The 19,008-nt window shown below is 61.6% G+C and carries 14 protein-coding genes; all 14 read left to right on the top strand.

Going from position 1 to position 19,008, the window contains the following annotated elements:
- Positions 1-5 precede the first annotated feature (5 nt).
- Positions 6-1,670 (top strand): FAD/NAD(P)-binding protein, encoded by a 1,665-nt coding sequence (locus tag BM397_RS11960; RefSeq protein WP_092424248.1) that lies wholly within the window; start codon positions 6-8, stop codon positions 1,668-1,670.
- 84 nt (positions 1,671-1,754) lie between these two features.
- Positions 1,755-2,123: a response regulator gene (locus BM397_RS11955; protein ID WP_092424245.1), complete on the top strand. Its 369-nt coding sequence runs from the start codon at positions 1,755-1,757 to the stop codon at positions 2,121-2,123.
- 121 nt (positions 2,124-2,244) lie between these two features.
- A complete protein-coding gene (locus tag BM397_RS11950; protein WP_092424242.1) occupies positions 2,245-4,362 on the top strand; it encodes an ATP-binding protein in 2,118 nt (705 codons plus the stop codon).
- Positions 4,363-4,469: 107 nt separating this feature from the next.
- On the top strand, positions 4,470-5,345 hold the full coding sequence (locus BM397_RS11945; RefSeq protein ID WP_092424240.1) for an STAS domain-containing protein: 876 nt from the start codon (positions 4,470-4,472) through the stop codon (positions 5,343-5,345).
- A gap of 10 nt (positions 5,346-5,355) precedes the next feature.
- Entirely contained in the window at positions 5,356-5,700 is a 345-nt protein-coding gene (locus BM397_RS11940) for an STAS domain-containing protein (RefSeq protein ID WP_224907190.1), read from the top strand.
- Entirely contained in the window at positions 5,693-6,112 is a 420-nt protein-coding gene (locus tag BM397_RS11935) for an ATP-binding protein (RefSeq protein WP_245696058.1), read from the top strand. The genes BM397_RS11940 and BM397_RS11935 overlap by 8 nt, the downstream gene beginning before the upstream one ends.
- Entirely contained in the window at positions 6,109-7,119 is a 1,011-nt protein-coding gene (locus BM397_RS11930) for an anti-sigma regulatory factor (protein WP_092424236.1), read from the top strand. The genes BM397_RS11935 and BM397_RS11930 overlap by 4 nt, the downstream gene beginning before the upstream one ends.
- A complete protein-coding gene (locus tag BM397_RS11925; RefSeq protein WP_092424234.1) occupies positions 7,116-8,252 on the top strand; it encodes an ATP-binding protein in 1,137 nt (378 codons plus the stop codon). Before BM397_RS11930 ends, BM397_RS11925 begins: the two co-directional genes overlap by 4 nt.
- A 763-nt stretch (positions 8,253-9,015) precedes the next feature.
- Positions 9,016-11,787 (top strand): calcium-binding protein, encoded by a 2,772-nt coding sequence (locus tag BM397_RS11920; protein ID WP_143187062.1) that lies wholly within the window; start codon positions 9,016-9,018, stop codon positions 11,785-11,787.
- 600 nt (positions 11,788-12,387) lie between these two features.
- Complete coding sequence (locus BM397_RS11915) at positions 12,388-13,101, top strand: response regulator transcription factor (RefSeq protein WP_092424230.1); 714 nt, start codon at positions 12,388-12,390, stop codon at positions 13,099-13,101.
- Positions 13,102-13,488: 387 nt separating this feature from the next.
- A complete protein-coding gene (locus tag BM397_RS11910; protein ID WP_092424228.1) occupies positions 13,489-14,808 on the top strand; it encodes a nucleotide sugar dehydrogenase in 1,320 nt (439 codons plus the stop codon).
- Position 14,809: 1 nt separating this feature from the next.
- Positions 14,810-16,297, top strand: coding sequence for a glycosyltransferase (locus BM397_RS11905; RefSeq protein WP_245696057.1), 1,488 nt, complete (start codon positions 14,810-14,812; stop codon positions 16,295-16,297).
- 58 nt (positions 16,298-16,355) lie between these two features.
- Positions 16,356-17,483: a hypothetical protein gene (locus BM397_RS11900; protein ID WP_092424226.1), complete on the top strand. Its 1,128-nt coding sequence runs from the start codon at positions 16,356-16,358 to the stop codon at positions 17,481-17,483.
- Positions 17,484-17,486: 3 nt separating this feature from the next.
- Positions 17,487-18,992: a mannose-1-phosphate guanylyltransferase/mannose-6-phosphate isomerase gene (locus BM397_RS11895; protein ID WP_092424224.1), complete on the top strand. Its 1,506-nt coding sequence runs from the start codon at positions 17,487-17,489 to the stop codon at positions 18,990-18,992.
- The last annotated feature ends 16 nt before the right edge of the window (positions 18,993-19,008 follow it).

The following is a 19,008-nucleotide window of genomic DNA, read 5'->3' as shown; positions in this document are numbered from 1 at the left end:
TTCAAATGGCGATCGAACAGCCCATAAAGGCGTCGCACCCGGCTGTCCGGGCGCACGCGTCTTCGGCACATCGCGTAGCGATCGTCGGAGCTGGTCCGACGGGTGTCTACACGCTGCGGAGGTTGGTGACATCCACGTCTGCGCCACTGCACGTAGACATTTTCGAGAAGGCCGGGCACGCGGGGCCCGGCATGCCCTATTCAGAGGAAATGAACGACCCCTGCATGCTGTCCAATATCGCCAGTCGGGAACTCCCGCCGGTGGTGCAGGGGTTGGACGCTTGGCTGAGGGCGCTGGATGTTCGAGAGTTGGCGCGTCTGGGGCTGGCGGTGGATGTTATCAGCGAGGAGGCGTTCTATCCGCGCATTGTCCTCGGCACGTATCTCACCGCCCAGATGGCCGAGCTCGTGGCGCTCGGTCGTCTCGCCGGACATTCGGTCGAACTCCACCGGCGTCACAGGGTGGAGGACGTGTGTCCGGTGCAGGACGGCATCGAGGTGGCCTGGCAGTGTCCCTCCGGAGCGGGCAAGGCTCTCTATGACGATGTGGTCCTGGCGACGGGGCACGCTTGGCCGGATAGCAACCTCGAGGGCGGGGTGCGGCTTGTCTCGCCATGGCCTGCGGAAAAGATCAGACGCCTGCAAGCGCTGAAGGTGGGGGTGCTGGGAACGTCTCTTTCGGCGGTCGACATTGCCGCGACGCTTGCCTCTGCACGTGGGGTCTTCGTCGAAGCAGAAGGCGGCCTCGAGTACCGACCTTCGGCGCAGGCGGGCGACTTCGAGATCACGCTCATGTCTCGCAAGGGGCTGCTTCCAGAGGCCGACTACTGGTACGAGTTGCCCTTGCCTGAGCTGCCGCGGTTCGCCGCCATCGCCCAAGATAGCGGAGGCGATGGAACTGTCGGTCTTTTGGACGACGCGTTCCGTGCCTTTCTGACCGATCTCGAAGCTGCGGACCCGCAGTATGTGGCAACGCTCGGTGCGCAACCATTCTCCCCGAGGCAATTTCACGCGGCCTATTTCGCCGAGCGCCTTGCCTCGGACGCTTTCGACTGGGCGCGGAGAAACCTTGCGCAAGCGAAGTTGAAGAACGCCAAGAAAGAGCCGACGCCCTGGCGCAGTGCGTTGCTCAGGGCGCATGAACTCTTCGAGGAGATGACGCCCCGCCTTGCCGAGGAGGATCTCGTCAGGTTCCACGAAGACCTCAAGCCGGTGTTCACCGATTGCTATGCCTGCGTGCCGCATTCCTCGATCGAAAGGCTCCTTGCCATGAAGCGCGCCGGGGTTCTGAAGGTCGCGCGGATTGGAGAGAACCATGAAATCCGGAAGTCGGGAGCAGGTGTGGTTGTCGCGTATCAGGGTGAAGAGGCGGCGTTCGACACTCTTGTCGACGGTCGCGGCCAAAAGGACCTGACAATCTCTGACCTGGGTTTTCCGTCTCTGTCGATGCGCGATCTCACTCCGGGCTCGCCGCGCTTCGAGACATATTCCTTGCCCCTCAGGGCGGACACGAACGGGCGAATACACTGCCTGTCGCTGCCGGTTCTGCTGCGGCGCCACCCCTTTGCCCAAGGTCTCGTCAATGCCCACGAGATGGGTGAAGCGGCGGCCGGCGTCATCCAGCGTGCGGCGGGCAAAAACAAAAGTCGGCGAACCCTTGCCGACAAATAGCCTGTGCGCCAAATCCTCGCGGAACCAGACCGGAGCGCCGCTGCTTGTGATGATGATACTTTCTAAAAACTGGAGCCGGGTCGCATGCCCTCTGTCCTGATTTGCGAAGACGAAGCCGTGGTAGCGCTCGATCTGCAGTTCATTCTTGAAGACGCCGATTTCCAGGTGATGGGGGCCTACCCGTCGCTGAAGCGCGCGCAATCTGCACTGGGCACGAAGACGCCCGACCTTGCGGTTCTGGACGTGCGGCTTGCGGACGGAGAAGTTTTCCCGATCGCCGAGCGCCTGCGCGCGATGGGTGTGGGGATCGTGTTTCACTCCGGCCACCTGCGGCAGAGCGAAATCTCGGATGACTACCCGGACGCGGAATTCTGCATGAAGCCAGTCGCGCCGGGCACTCTGATCGCCGCGTTGGAGCGGCTAGATGCGCGCAAGTCGCAGCGCGTGGGGTGACTTGCGCGAGGTTGGCTCGGAAAGCGTGACAATTCGGGTACAGGAAGCAAGAGCGCGGTATCCGCTTCGAGCTATCGCTCTATGTTGACCGGCGTCGTCCCTTTGAAAGTCAGACCCTGCGATGCGATTGCCGTTCTACCCCAAACGGAAGCCGGACAGAGCGTCGGGTGCCGACATCTCCGACGACTATGATCTCGCCCAACGAGAGGCCGGCCGCAAGGCGCTCTTCGAGATCATCGATGATGGCTTTTGCATCATCCAGTTCATCGATGGGCCTGACGGCCCGCTCTCCGATTACGTTCATATCGAGGCCAATAGCGGCTATGAGCGTCATACAGGTATCAAGGGCATCGTCGGCAAGACCGTGTTTGACGTTTCTCCGGACGATGGCCGCGAGTGGGTGAAGATCTACGGCGCGGTGCTGGAGTCGGGCGTTCCCATCCGCTTCGAACGGGATTTCGTGGAAGCAGGCCGGTTTATCGAGGTTTCGGCTCGGCGGCTCGAGCCAAAATCGCTGGGGCAGGTCGCCGTGCTTTTCCGGGACATCACCGCACGCAAGCAGGCCGAGGCGGAGCTGCGCGAAAGCGAGAAGACTGCGCTCGAAAATGAGCAGCGCGTGAATATGGCTCTTGAGGCCGGTGCCATTGTCGGAACCTGGGTTGGCCATTTTCCCGAGGAAACATTCATCGTCGACGAGGGCCTTTCGGTCGCCATGGGGTTCGCGTCGAATGACGAGCTTAACAACTCCAAGCTTCCCGAGCTGACCGAGAACGTTCACCCCGAGGACAAGCCTCGCCTGCATGCCGCCGTTGACGCCGCGCTGAAAAATGGTGGCGCGTATTTTCAGCAGTTTCGCGTCATGAGGTCGGATCGCAAGTATCATTGGATCGAAGCCAGCGGGAAGGTCACGCTCGGAGAGCAAGGGCAGGCCGTGAGCTTCTCGGGTGTACTGATGGATATCAGCGGGCGCCGAGAGATCGAAGCCGAGCGTGACCGGGTGAGCGCAGAGCTCTACCGCTTGAACGAGACCCTCGAGCGGCGCGTGGAAGAGCAGACGGCGGAGCTCATGGCCAAAGAGGAAGTCCTGCGGCAGTCCCACAAGATGGAGGCGGTCGGACAGCTCACCGGCGGTCTCGCCCACGATTTCAACAACCTTCTCGCGGCGATTTCCGGTTCTCTCGAGATGGCGAAGTCGCGCCTTTCGGAAAATCGCTACGATGAAATCGAGCGCTATCTCTCCGCGGGCAAGAGCGCAGCACAGCGCGCGGCGAATGTCACACAGCGGCTCTTGGCATTCGCGCGGAAGCAGACCCTCGAGCCAAAGGTGACCGATTTGTCGTTGCTTTGCGAAGGTCTGAGCGAGCTCATCCAGCGCACTGTCGGGCCGGGGGTCGACATCCAGACAAGCTTTGTCCAGGACGCCTGGCCCGCTCTGGTTGACCGGAACCAGCTCGAGAACGCTCTGCTCAATCTCTGCATCAATGCCCGGGATGCGATGAATAGCAGTGGCAGTTTGAAAATTCATGTGTCCAACACGAGCATTCCGGCTGATCGTGCCGAAGGGCTCGATCTGTCGGGTGGCGACTATGTGCAGATCAGCGTGGTCGACACGGGCACTGGCATGACCCCGCAGCAGATCGACCGGGCCTTCGATCCGTTCTACACAACCAAGCCAATGGGGGAAGGCACCGGGCTTGGTCTGTCGATGGTCTACGGTTTTGCCCAGCAATCTGGTGGTGCTTCTGAAATCCAGTCCGAGCCGGGCGTCGGGACTACGGTGACGCTTTACCTTCCGCGTAGTCTCGCGGAGACGGAGGTCGTTCAGGAGCAGCCTTCGGTGAGCGAACGAACGACGCGCGAGGGTGCGAAGAGATCGATCCTCGTGGTGGAGGATGAGGTTCTCGTGCGCATGGTGGTCGTCGATGCGCTCGAGGATCGCGGATTCATGGTGTTCCAATCGGGCACCGGAAGCGAGGCGCTGGAAATCCTGAGGTCGGATGTCCGGGTGGATGTTCTTCTGACGGACGTCGGTCTGCCGAAGGGGATGAATGGACACCAGCTGGCGGAAGCCGCCCGACTGGAGCGGCCTGACCTCAAGATCATTTTCGTCACCGGGTATGACGAAACGGCGGGGCTGGGCAGCAATCTCCCGCCGGGTGACGTCGAAATCGTCCACAAACCCTTCGATCTGGAGGTGCTGATCGGCAAGGTCAGCCGCCTCTCTCATTCCGGGATCTGACGCAGATCGGCAACAGACGTCGCGGCAAGTTACGTGGCCATTGCCGTTGACTTCATCTCCGCTACTTGGCTTACCTGCCACATCAAAATGAACTGGGGTTCCCGCATATGCCGCAAACAGCGACGGCAAATATTCTGACCATCCTCGAATCCGATTTCTCCGGGGTCGTGGAGGAGTGGCTCGGCACCCAGGTGAAGGAGGGCGTGAAGCGCTCCGACCTGTTCTCCGACTCCGAAAGTCGCGCGCAGAACCAGGAACTCCTGAAAGCCTTCGGCAAGGGCGTTCGGGCCGGTGTCGTGAACGAGGAATTCAGCCTCGACGATGACGCCTGGGAAGACCTTCGCGCGGTTCTGGCCGACGTCAGCAAGGAGCGCGTCGGTCGCGGCGTCACGCCGACCGAGATGGCGACCTTCGTGCTTGCGCTCAAGGCCCCGCTCTTCAAACGCCTCGAGGCCATGCCCGGCGTCGAGGGTGGAAAGCTCATTCGCGACGTGCTCATGGTGACCCGCCTCGTCGATGCCTTCGCAATCTACACCAACGAGATATTCATCGGCGAGCGCGACCAGATCATCGAACGTCAGCGCCAGGAAATGCTCGAACTGTCGACACCCGTGGTGGAGCTCTGGGACCGGGTTCTCACGTTGCCACTGATCGGCACGCTGGATTCCGCCCGGGCCCAGGAGGTCATGGAAAACCTGCTCCAGACCATCCTCGAGCGTCAGGCCGAGGTGGTGATCATGGATATCACCGGCGTCGGCACGGTCGACACGCAGGTTGCACAGCACCTTCTGCGGGCCGCCGCCGCCGTGCGCCTGATGGGGGCCGAATGCATCATCAGCGGCATCAGCCCGATGATCGCCCAGACCATGGTGCAGCTCGGCATCGACGTCGGCACCGTGTCGACCCGGTCGAGCATCCGCACCGCGCTGTCCGACGCGCTGCAGAAGGTCGGCTATGTGATCAAGACCAGCGAGGCCTCCTGACGTGTCGGGAGTGACGTCCATCAACCTGGTCGAGAACGCACTTCTCGTCTCCATTCAGGACGACGTCACCGATACCGAGATCGTGGAGTTGCAGGAGACCCTCTCGAACCGGATTGCCAAGGAAAACGTCAAGGGCGTGATCCTCGACATCAGTTCGCTGGAGATCGTCGATACCTTCGTCGGGCGGGTCATCGCCCAATTGGCGGGTATCTCGCGTCTGCTGGCGGCCGAGACCTACGTTGTCGGGATGCGCCCTGCGGTGGCCGTGACGCTTGTCGAGCTGGGGATGTACCTGCCCGAGACCCGAACGGCGCTCAGCCTGACCCACGCGCTTTCCCAGTTGCGGCGTGCCTGATCCCAAAGGGACATCAGGCACGCCCGCGCTCGCGGAGATCACGCTCGCAACCAGTCGGGACGTCGTCATTGCGCGTCAGGCGGTCGCGCGAATTCTCAAGGAACGCGGGCTTTCGGTAATGCGCGTCACGCGTTTCGCGACGGCGGTGAGCGAAATTGCTCGCAACGCCATCGTGCATGGTGGTGGTGGCCGGATTTCGATTTATCTCGATAGTCGTAACGAGTATCTGCGCGTCGAATGCCGGGACGACGGTCCGGGGATCGAAGATGTGACGCTGGCCATGACCGAGGGCTACACGACCGCGGGAGGGCTGGGCAGGGGGCTTGGCGGCGCCAAGCGGCTCTCACATGGGTTCGATGTCCGGTCTGCGCCCGGGAAGGGTACAACCGTTTCCATGAGCGTGAAGCTATGAACCAGTGGGTCGAGATTGATGATCGGAGCGCCATTGCCGTGGTGCGGCGGCTGGCGCGGCGCCATGGCGCCGAGATCGGCCTTCCCGAGACACGGCTGGACGAACTCGCGATCGTCGCGACAGAGGCCACCACGAACATCCTGCGCTACGCCGAGCGCGGCCGGGCGTTGATCGAACTCGTGCGGGCCCCCGGTGCCGAGCTCATCACCATGATCTTCACCGATCGCGGGCCGGGCATCCCGGATATCGACCGGATGTTCCAGGACGGTGAAAGCTCCACGGATTCCGCGGGGCTTGGCCTCGGGGCCATCGTTCGTCTGTCAGACACCTTCGACATCTTCAGCTCGCCGGAGAACGGGACCACCATCGTCTGCACCTTCGGCGGGCGCGGTGACGAGGCGGACATCGGCGTCGAGGCGGTCGGCCTGCGGGTGTGCCATCCGCACGAGGACTCCTGCGGCGACGATTTCCAGATCCGGCAGACCCCGCGGGCGACCGACGTGCTGCTTTGCGATGGTCTCGGCCATGGCCCCGCCGCTGCTGAGGCCGCCGCCGAGGTCACCGATGCCGCCTTCGCCGCGGGCGGGCTGTCCTCCGAGCCGGGCAAGCTGATGCGCCAGATCACCGAGCAGCTCGTCGGCCGGCGCGGCGCGGTGGCGGCGCTGGTGCATGTCGCGCAGCCGCAGATGGAACTGCGCTACACGGGTCTCGGCAACATCTCGACGCTGCTGATCGGGGCACAGGGCGTGCGCCGCATGGCGGTTCGGGACGGCAGCATCGGCGGTGCCGCGACGCGCGGCTACGAGGAGTCGGTGCAGCTGGAGATGGGCGACATGGTGATCCTGCACAGCGACGGGCTGAAAACGCTTCGGGAAGCGCATTTCCCGCCGGGGCTGCTCAAGAAGAGCCTGCTGCTGATCGCCGGCTTCTTTCTGGATCGGGCCTTTCGGGGCCGGGATGACGCCAGCATCGTCGTCATTCGCATCAACCGGGAGCGCGAGCAATGAAGGCGGCCAAGCTTACCACGGTGACGCTGGAGAAGAGCGCCGACGTGGCGCGGTTGCGCGAGGTAGCGATGACGCTGACCAACGTCCTGCAATTCGGCTCGTTCGAGCGAACGCGGACGGTGACCGCTGTCGTCGAGCTTGGCCGCAACGCGATAGAGCATGGCCAGAAGGGGCGCGCGACCTTCTCGCTTACCGAGGTGAACGGCAAGCCGGCGCTGGGGCTTCTGGTGACCGATCAGGGGCGCGGGATCCCGAAAGAGAACCTCGAGCCGGACGGCCCGCGATCTTCTTCGGTGGGCATGGGGCTGGGGCTCCGCGGCGTGCAGAGGATTGCCACGCGTTTCGACGTCGAGACAGGGCATGAGGGCACGCGGATCGACGCGGCGTTCCTGCCGTCGGCAATCCTGCCAGCCAGCCCACAACTGATCGATCAGGCGACGGGCGCTTTGAGCGCACTCAAGGCCAAGGACCCCACCGCCGCGCTCAGCGAGCAGAACCGCGAACTGGCCGAGGGGATCGCCGACCGCGACCTGCTCATGCAGGAGCTTCATCACCGGACCGGCAACAACCTGGCGCTCATCGTCGCGCTGATCCGGATGAGCAAGTCTCAGGCCGAGCAGGAGGAAACCCAACAGGTCCTGACCGAACTCGAGGTTCGCGTCGGATCGCTCGCCAAGGCCCATGAATTGATGCAGCGCGGGACTGACGCCAGCCAGGTCGACCTGTCGGAGATGCTGGACGAAGTCGCGAGGACGTCGGAACGGGCCTTCAGCGGCGGCGGGCTCACGGCCAAGATCGACGTATCCTGCGAAGCGCTGCAGCTCGACAGCAAGTTTGCTGTCGACATTGGACTTATCGTTGGCGAGCTCATCACCAATGCGTTCAAGTATGCCTTCGTCGGCCGCGACAAAGGGCTCATCCGGGTCGAGGTGTCCGGCGATCTGAAACAGGGCATCGCGCTGCTCGTGTCAGACAACGGTGTCGGCCTGCCGGCGGATGCCGAGCGTCCCGAACGGTCGAATTCTCTCGGCTGGCGGATGATCCGGACCCTGACCTTCCAGCACGACGCGACTTTGACCGTGGACGGCTCGGATGGACTGCGCGTGCACATCAACTTCCCTGCGCAATCCTGACGGTTGCCATGACCTTGCGCTGCGGGCGGCAGCACTGCGGCGCTGCGACGCTTGCCCCGCGAGCCGTGCTGTCAGCTCGCTACAGGCCCTGATGTCCGCCCAGTATGGGCGGCGGGCCCATGGCGGTCTCATGCTGAACTGACGGGCGGTCTCCCACAAAGAACTGGCGCGCCGCCCGGACCTTGCTCGGGCCGCGGTAGGGGGCACCCCGCAGCATGGGGCTGTATAAAATGTCCACCACTCGGCGGGGCATCGGGCAGCAATATTCCGAGAGAAGGTGCGGCAGATCTGGTTTGGGCGCGCGATCACCATGCCCTGAGCAGATCAGAAAGCCGCGATGCTCCGGGGGTGGCATACCGGGGCGGGGGAGGTCAGCGCGGGCCATCCTCGCCATCGTTGGCGGCAAGACTGGTAGCGCAGTTTGCGGCGACCACCTCGCCGGGAGGCGTGGTCGCAATACAAGCTGAAAGTCCTCGGCGTCGACGGTTGCTTCTCTGAGTGACGCCGGCTCGAAAGGCGAGGCGGCAGATATCGGAGTAACCTCGCAAGATACTTCTCACAGTGACGTTTTTTTGGGCCCTGAGCGTCACGAAAACCGTGGCTTAGTTCGAAAGTGTCCGAGATCAAGGCATAATACCGCCGTCAACCACGGTTCGTCGATTTTTGTCACGGCCAGACCATAAATTTCCCACTTTTTCTGTGCTAACCGTGCAGCGAGCGAAGACCACCCCTAGAACCCTCACGACTAAGGATTGTAGTGGCAATGGTCATAAAAATAGAGGCGGGGACTTCCTCCGCCGAGATCCAGAGAGCAGTGGATTCCGCTTCCGAAGGGACGGTGATACAACTTGCTGCTGGCGAATACAGGTTCACTTCCACGGTGAAGATCACCACCGATGGCGTGACGATCGAGGGCGATGCCGCTGGCGGCACCGTCATCACTTTGGACGACTCGATGGCGGGAGACCCCGCGTTTCAGGTCGGCGAGAACCTCTTCGAAGAGGACCTTGGGGCCGAGCTCTCGGTGTCGACCGCAACCAAGGGTGCGGACAGCCTTACGTTGGCCAGTGCAAGTCATGACCTTCAGGTCGGCGACGTGATCTGGATCACCATGCCCAACGACGATGCGCTGTACGACGACATCGGGGACACCGCGTGGCAGAAGGACAGCAAGGACCTGCGCACGCAGTTGGTGACGATCACCTCTGTCGACGGGCGGAAGATCGGCTTCGACAACGAGCTTGATTTCGACTTCGACAGCTCTGCGACGGTGCAGCTCGTCGACACCGTCGATGATGTTGCGATCCAAAACCTGTTTCTGGAGGGGGACTACGGCAGTTCCGACCCCACCGATTTCTCGAATACGATCTCGGCCGAAGACGATGGAATGATGATCCTCGTCAACACCTCGTCGGGGTTCTCGCTGAGCAATGTCTCCATGATCGAGGCCGGCTCCAGTGGTCTGGTCATCGCCAAGTCCGTCGACGCCGATATCGATGGTCTCACCGTAGAGGGCTCCCATAACAAGGGCTCGGACGGAAACGGCTACGGGGTGTGGATCCGGGATGTCTATGACAGCAGTTTCAGCGACCTGACGATCATGGACACGCGCCATGCGGTGCTGTTCGCCTCCTACACGTCGGCCTCGGGAAATGATGTCCACGTCACCTACACCAACCGCGACATCAATTTCCACGGCGGCCTCGACACGGACAACACCGTGGTCGTCGACAACTCCATCCGGGACACCGAGGCCGAGCAGCGATCGCTGGGCCTGACCTATTTCGTCAACGACGGAGGGAAGAGCTACGGCGCGCCCACGGATCGGGATGCGAACACGGTGCTGTTCACCAACGTTCAGGGTACTGTGCGGGCCGAACAGATCGAGCTGACCGACGCCGGCGGAGTCGCGTACATGTACGGCAGTGCCGACACGGTCACGGGCGGTGCCGGCGACGATTGGATCGACATGGGAACCGGCTCGGACGTCATCTACGCCTCCGGCGGCAACGACACGCTGATCGGAAACTCGGGCAACGATACGGTCATTCTTGACGGGAGCATCGACGACATTTCCGTCTCTGCTAGCGGCTCCGGCGTGCTCGTCACACATGCCGGTGGATCGATGCTGCTGGATGGCGTGGAGGTGCTTCAGCTTGGCGGGAAGAGCTTCTCGCTCTCCGACAAGCTTGACTGGCTGATCGCAAACGGCGGGTGGTCGGAAGACCGTGCCGATGATGACGTCTCTCTCGATGATGAGGTGCCCGGAGATGTTTCCGAAGATCTCCCAGGGGACGAGGATGCCGCGGAGGGCGAGGGTCAATCGCCGTCGGATGGGTCCGGCGACATCGAAAGCGACCAAGACGCCACCGACGAATCCGTTAGCGTGCCTGATGCGGGGGCTGTTGCGGTCTTCACCGGAACCTCGAGCCGCGACACCCTGGTGTTGTCCGGTGCTGCGACCGAGGTCGATGCGCAGAGCGGTCCTGATACCGTCATTGGCGGAGCGGGGGATGACTATGTCGTCCTGGGGTCCGGACACGATCGTTTCGAGGCATCACCCGGCGACGATACCGTTTTCGGTGGCTATGGAAACGACACGGTGTCCGTCGGGACGGACCTGGGGCCGGTCTCAGTCTCTGAAACCTCGGCTGGCGTGCTGCTCGAGTACGATACCGGCTCCCTGCTGATAGATGAGCGCGTGGAATTCGTAGAGCTGGGCGGCACGGAGTACCGTGTCTCCAAAGACCTGGCCTCTCTGATCTCCGCGAGTGGCTCCGAGACTGAAGCTTCCTCCGGAAGCGGTGCACAGCATTCTGGCCCATCAACCGACGACGATGGCGAGGCTGTTGAGAGTGCGCCGACCAAGGAGGCGGAGAGCTCCAATCTCCCGGCCGAGGTTCCGACAAGCGACCTCACGGGCACGGATAAGCTCACAGGCACGGCGAAGGCCGAGCGGCTGGTTGCCGACGAGGACCAGACAGTTGTCTTCGCGCTTGGCGGCGACGACACGGTGTCTGCATCCGATGTGTCGACCTGGATTGACCTCGGTGCCGGCGATGATCGCGGGCAGGGGCGCAATGGCGCCGACACCCTCCTTGGTGGGGAGGGCGCCGACAACCTGCGTGGCAATAACGGTGACGATTACCTTCTTGGCGGATCTGGCAACGACACCATTTATGGCAACGCTGGTAACGATACGGTTGTTGGGGGCGATGGCGACGACAAGCTCAATGGTGGCTCTGGGGATAATACGCTTGAAGGCGGAGATGGTTCCGACAAATTTGTCATAATTGAGGGCAACACTGTCATCACCGACTTCGATGCCGGTGATGGTGATGTTTTCTACTTTGAAAATCAATCGGATAGCGAGATTCTGGAGAGCTTCTATCGCTGGTTTGAAAGCGGTGAAAGCGCCACGGGTTTGCAGTTCTCCGTGTCGGATGGTGGTCTGACGGTCACTGCCGAGGCCGGGAGCCTCTACCTGGAGAACGTAACCATCGATAACCTCGCAGACTGGTACGAACTCGGCTGACAGGGGCGAGCAGCGCGCCACGCTGCTCGCCGACCAGCGGCACCGGTAGAACCACGCTTCTACCGGTGCCAACCATAATCAATGCCACCCATGCAGAACGCGCCCCATCATGGGGGCGTGAACCGAGTTCTGTTTCAGGTTTGGGCAAATGCGGATGGGCCCGCTTGGCGCTGCCGGATGCACTGGCGGCCTATGGACTTCCCAGTCCGACGCCCGCAGGTCCGGGTAGCTGGAACCGCGCCGACCATGCCTCATCGCCGCGAAGCCGGCGCTATCGATGCGCTTCCTGCTTACATTATCTCAGCGGATCGCAGCCTTATCCCCGCCTCGTTTGGAACATTTTGCGGATACCGCATGCATCCAATAGTTGAAATTGTCGCGAAAGATCAGCCAAATAGGGTGAGTCTGCCGCGAGTAATGCAACCTATGGTAGTGAGTCGAAAAAATTCCAAAATTTAACCTAAGTTTAACAATGACGTGGGGTGAGGTCGCCGTTCTGTTGCTTGATTTCTGCAGGCGCGAGATCACATCGTCCCCCTGCGATATACGACAAGCTCTTGGTGACTTCTAAGCTGCTGCCATTTTAGGGGTCATACTTCTATGAACGAGTACAATACGATCCATAATGTGCTCATTATGGACACAAATCCGGTTTTGGTTGCCGGGATCTCGATGCTGCTCCAGGAAGACGGAAGTGTGGCTGCAAAGGCGCTGACTGTGTCCACAGGTCAGTCCATGCTGGGTGATCTGCTTGCGGCGAACATCGATCCGGAAACCGATCTGATCATCATTGATCCGTGCCAGTTCGGTGACCAGCTCGAAGCTGCGATGGACATCATCGGTGCCGGGCTCTCGAAGAAGCCGCGGTACATTGCTTATTGCGGCGTGATGAAAGCCGGTGACCAGGAGACGGTGCGGTCGCTGCTGACGCTTGGTTTCAGCGGGGTGGTGTCAAAGCAGGTTGACCTGCAGGTGGTCAAGATTGCGGTGGCCTCGGTTCGCCATGGGCTGGTTCATGTCGAACAGGCCTTTGCAGAGGCAATGTTTCAAGCTGCTCCTGACGTCGACGCTGATCCGATCCTCATCGACCGGATCCGGAAGTCCCCGATGGAGGCGGAACTGACGGAACGTGAGGCCTTTGTCCTGCGCGCCGTCGCGTTCGGCAAAAGTATGAAAGAGATTGGTCACGAGTTGGACCTCTCCTCCAAGACGGTGGAGACCTACAAGGCCAGGGGCGCATCGAAACTGGGATTGCGGACGCGCAAGGATATCGTCGGACATGCGCTCCGGTCGGGATGGGTCACCCAGCAGTAGGGCCATCACTCAGAAAAAATATTGATTTGAAGAAAGGCGCCTTTGGCGTCTTTTTTTTGTGCCTGCGGCGGCGCGAAATATCCCTAAACACGCCAGATGCCGGAAAGTTCCCGCCTAAGGATTTTCCTGACATGATTTCGTCATCTTGTCAGGGAAATGGAGCTCTTGTGGGAAAAGTTACCACAAAAAATAAGCGCAATCCTGACACAAAAAGGGTTTCTCCCGACTGTTTTGCATCTGCAGCAAGAATACCTTGATCCTGCAACGTGAAGGCGTGTGGCGAAAATTCGCTGAACCGTGTGAGGCGCAAATGCGTGATGAAACAGTTTCCGGGTAGGCGAATATCTCGCAAATTCGGGTCTGATCAAACCCTGAAAGGAATGCCGAATGGCAAACATCGCAGTAATCGGAATTGGGTATGTCGGGGCAGTTTCGGCCGCCTGTCTGGCACGCGACGGCCACAATGTCGTCGCCGTAGATGTCGACCCGGGAAAGGTCGAAGCCATCAATGCCGGCATGTCGCCGATCGTTGAAGAGGGCCTCCCGGAACTGATCGCAGAAGTCGTGGCCGCTGGAAAACTCGTTGCGACCACGTCCATCGCCGAGGCAGTTGCAAAGACCGAAGCATGTTTTGTATGTGTCGGAACCCCTTCGGCTCCCGACGGTTCGGTCGGTCTGGACTACGTGGCAGCCGCCTGCACCCAGCTCGGAGAAGCGATCAAGGCTCAGGATACCTGGTATTCGGTCATCATGCGCTCGACCATCGTGCCGGGCTCCATGGAAGGCACCTGTATTCCGACCCTCGAGGCAGCATCTGGAATGAAGGCTGGCGTGGATTTCGGCGTAGGTTACTATCCAGAATTCCTGCGGGAGTCGACCGCAATCGAAGATCACAAGGAGCCTGGACTGATCGTCTTCGGGTCCTTGGATAAGGTGACCGGTGCATTCCTGACTGCGCTGAACAAGGATATCAAAGGGTCGATCAATTCCGTCGACCTGCGTACCGCGGAAATGGTGAAATACACCTCCAATTCCTGGCGCGCCGTGAAAGTGTCCTACGCAAACGAAATCGGAAACATCGCCAAGGCGAATGATATCGATGGGCAGTTGGTGATGAAAATCCTCTGCTCCGACAACAAAGCCGCGATGAGCCCTTATTTCATGCGTCCCGGCTTCGCATTCGGTGGTTCCTGCCTGCCGAAAGATGTCCGCGCCCTGCGTGCCCTGGGCGACGCGAAGGGTCTCGATACGCCGATCCTCGATGCAGTTCTGATCGCCAACGAGGCGCAGATCAAACGCGCCGAGCAGATGATCGAGAAGAGCGGTGCCAAGAAGGTCGGCATGGTGGGCATCAGCTTCAAGCCCGGGACCGACGACCTCCGCGAAAGCCCGCTGGCAACGTTGGCGTCGAAGCTTCTGGGAGATGGCAAGGAGATCGCGGTCTACGATCCGTTCGTCAACGAGGCCTATCAGAACAATCACTCCGCGGCCGGTCGCGGCAATGACTATGGACTCGACCTGAAGGACAAGATGGTCGGCAGCATCGATGATCTGATCGCCACCAGCGACATCATCCTTGTCGGCAACAAATATGCCGAAACCGTTGCTCCGCTGGAGACGGCAATGGCAACCCGTCCGATGGTCGATCTTACCCGGATTTCGGCGAAGGCCCGGTCCAACGGCACCTACGAGGGGATCTGCTGGTAAGATGGCCCGGATCGCTGCGCATATTACCTACCTCGCGGTTCTGGTTTGGCTGAGCGTGTTTGTGCTCGCTGCCGATATCAGTTCTGTCTCGAAGGGCCTCGTGGTGGTCGGTCTGATCGGCATCTGGCGCTACAGCTGGGCGGCGGTGAATTTCACGCGCGCAGCGATCTATCTCAACTACGTCTTCCCGCGCCTCCGGGCGCGGGCGGAAAGAGCCTACGGCGCGCTGCCCGCACCGGCCCATGCCTATTTCCTGGTGACGTCCTTCAAGATCGAGCCGGATGTTACCACACGCGTCTATCGGTCGATCTTCCGTGCCGCGGCTGCGTCGCGAGGCGGGGCAACGATCGTGGTCTCGGTTGTCGATCTGGCCGACGAGACGCTGATCCGGAAAATCTGGGACCTGATGCCCCGGGACGTGGACCTGTCGAGGGTGCAGCTTCACCTCGACCGGATACCGGGTACCGGCAAGCGGGATGCCCTTGCGCGCTCTTATCGACTTATCTCCAGGATGAGCCCGACCCGGCATGACATCGTCGTGGTGGCCGATGGCGACACCTGTGTCCCGGTCGATATCGTCGAGACCTCGGCCCCGTTCTTCACCGATCCGCGCGTGGGTGCTCTGACGACCGACGAGATCGCGGAAACTCCGGAACCCGGCCTGTTCCGCGATTGGTACAATCTCCGATTCTCGCAGCGGCAGATGATGATGTCTTCGCAGGGCCTTTCCGGGCGGGTGCTGACTTTGACCGGGCGCATGTCGGTATTCCGCGCCGATCTGCTGACCGACCCGGGCTTCATTGCCCAGGTGCAATCCGACAGTATCGAACATTGGCGCCTCGGCACTGTTAAGTTCCTGACCGGTGACGACAAATCCACCTGGTTCTGGTTGCTCTCCAACGGGTATCTGATGCGCTACCTGCCGGATGTCGCCTCGGTTTCCATGGAAAGCCAGCCCAAGCCCGGCTTCATGGACAGCGCGATAACGCTGATGGTGCGCTGGTTCGGCAACATGCTGCGGACCAACGGCCGGGCCCTGGCCCTGAGCACCTCGACCATCGGATACTACACGAAATGGGCGCTTCTGGATCAGCGCCTGGGCATCTGGACGACCATCGCGGGCCCCCTGTCCGTGATCTGGGGGACGCTCTTCGTCGATGTGATGGTCCTGCCAGCCTATGTCGCGTGGGTCCTGTTCACCCGCTACGTGTTCTGCTGGATCCTCTCGCTGGTCCGCGAGCCCGGGTTTCCGATCACCTACCCTTTCCTGCTTTGGTTCAGCCAGGTCTTCGGAGCCACGGTCAAGAGCTACATCCTGTTCCGGCTCGACCGCCAGAAATGGACCCGCCAGCCAGGGGGGAGTGCCGGCAAGGTGGCCCGTCCTCCACTCGGACAGCGCGTCCGGGCCTACTCCTCGACCTTCGTTCACTCTCTGGCACTGGGCTGGCTCGCGCTGGCCACCCTGTTCCTCTCCGGCGTCCTGCGCTGAACGCCACCAAGACCTTCAAGTCCTCAAATTGCCGTAGCCCGCAAAGGGAGAACCCACCATGTCCATTACACACGCAGAATCCGGCCAAATCGACGGGGGCAGTGGTCACCTGCACGACGTGCCGGCGACAAGTCTGCCCAGCGATCACCCGATGATGGAGCTTCCCTTCGCGGCAGAGATCGACGGACGGCAGTACCAAGGGGCGGGCGTTTCGCTGACCGGCGTCAAGCTGACCGGCCTGGCCGATCCGAACCTCGTCGGGCATGACCGCCTGCTGCGTCTTTCGTTTCCCTTCGAGGCCTTTCAGCTGGCCATCGCGGTCGAGGGGCGCATCACCGACATCAATCCCGGCAACGGCGAGATCGAGGTCACCTTCACCGATCCGACCGGCCCGCATCTGCCGCAGCTCCGGCATGTGCTGAACTCCTATATCGCAGGAGACGTGGTCTCGATGGGGCGCGTTCTGGGGGTGGCTCTGCAGCCGAACAAGCCGTCGAAAGGTGGCAAGCAAGCCGCCAGCGGCGGCGGCAGTACGCTTCGGACCATCGGCAACGGCCTGCTGGTCGCGACCGCGACCATTGCGCTGATCGGCGGGGCTGCATGGCTGGTCCATGACCGCTTCTTCGTCGAGCATGTCGTTGCCCCGGCCCGGGTCGAAACGGCGGGTCGCGCTCTGACGGCAATCGATGCCGGCCAGATCGACTATCTCGATACCGAAGCCGCGATGGGGGAGGTGGCCTTCTCGATCCGCGCAACCTCTGGCGAGACGCTGTCGGTGGCGATGCCCTGCGACGATTGCACCGCGGTCTCGGCGGGTCCGGAGCTGGGCGCTACGGTTCAGGCCGGCCAGCCCGTTCTGCAGATTTCCCAGGCCGACGCTCCGCTGATCCTCAAGGTGCGCGTGGAGCCGGAGCAGCTGTACTCACTGGCCGAGGCGCGCGCCATCGAGGCCCGCTTTGCCGATGGCACGTCGATCACCACCCATGCAGACGAAGCCTCTCTGTCGTCGTCGGCGGCAGACACCTCGGGCCGTCCCCTGTTCATCGACCTTGTTCCCGAAGCCAGCATCGACGCCGGTCGCGCCGGACAACTGGCCCGCCTGACGATCGAACACGATTACCCCTTTGCCAATGGTCTCGACGGGATCCGTGACGCAATCGCAACCAAATTTGCAAGCGTGGAGTAACAAATGACCCATCGTATCATTCCGACGATCCTTTGCGGGGGCATGGGCTCACGCCTCTGGCCGATGTCGCGTATCGATCAGCCCAAGCAGTTCCAGTCCGTCAACGGGGCCGGCTCCAACACGTTCTTTCAGGAAACCATGCTGCGCCATCACGTCGAAGGGTTCGGGGACCCGATCGTCGTGACGAATGCCAAGCAGACGGCCATCGTGGCACGCCAGATGCGCAGCATCGGCATGGATGCGACCATCGTCGGTGAGCCGATCGGCCGGAACACGGGCCCGGCGGTACTGGCGGCAGCGCTCTTTGCGCTACGCAATGATCCGGACGCTCTGCTGCTGGTTCTGCCGTCCGATCACATCATCACCGGCGACATCAACCGCATCATCATGTCGATGGCAGATGCTGCCGACAACGGCCGCATCATCACCTTCGGTGTCGAGCCCAGCTATCCAGAAACGGGCTACGGCTACATCACCGATGGCGGTGCCTTCGGAAATTACGCCGGTCTGCACCACGTTTCGAAGTTCATCGAGAAGCCGCCTCTGGAAGACGCGACGGCGCTGCTGGATGCAGGCGGGTCCTATTGGGCTTCGGGCATCTCCATGCTGCGCGCCGATCTGCTGGTCAGCGAATTTGCCCGCTACGACCAGGGCACGCTTGCGGCCGTCTCCGAAGCGGTGGCCAAGGCGCATTTCGATGAGCTTGGTGCGTCGATCCTCGAGGAGCTGGCCTTTGTCCGGTCGTCGAATGAACCGACTGAACGTCTGATCTTTGAACGCTCCGACCGCATTTCGCTGGCACCGCTGCCGGGGATCAAGTGGGACGACGTTGGTGCGTGGAACTCCGTTCATTCGATTTCCGAAAAGGCCGGCAACGGCAATGTCACCCAGGGTGATGTCATCACCCACGAGACCTCCAATTCGCTGATCCGCTCCGAGGATCGCCTGGTCGCCGTGATCGGTCTTGATGATGTGATCGTTGTCGACACGGCGGACGCGCTGCTGCTGGCAAGCCGCGACCATAGCCAGGACGTCAAGAAGATCGTCGAGCAGCTCAAGGAGCGCAAGCGGGTCGAGGTTTCCAGCCACCGCCGCCGTGACATGCCGTGGGGCCAGATCGAGCGTTTGCGAGATACCGGCAGCTACGAAATGGACATGCTGAGCGTTGAAAAGGGCGGCAAGCTGATGGTGAACGGGACCGGCCACGGGCTCTCGATCCTGACGGCGGTTTCGGGGAATGCCGAATGCGAACTGCCCACCGGCGTCAAGCGCCTGAATGCAGGGGTCTCCGTAGTCATCGATCCGGACTACTCCATGCCGCTGGTCAATGACGGTGAAGAACCCTTCCTCCTGCTGCATGTCACCGTCCCCGAGCTGAAGGCGCTTGCCGAGCAAGCTGTCGAGGTCGCGAAGACCGAAGCCGAGATCGAGGAGCTTGGCCAGATCGAGGCGAAGCTCGACGACCTGACGACCCGCAGCGCTCCCAACGGAACGCTCGGCGCGGCCTGATCGCCCGGGAGGAAAG

The organism is Alloyangia pacifica (genome assembly GCF_900116195.1).
GTDB classification, from domain to species: Bacteria; Pseudomonadota; Alphaproteobacteria; order Rhodobacterales; family Rhodobacteraceae; genus Salipiger; species Salipiger pacificus.
The sequence above is the reverse complement of the archived record's forward strand: the minus strand, read 5'-3'. Positions and strand labels throughout refer to the sequence as shown.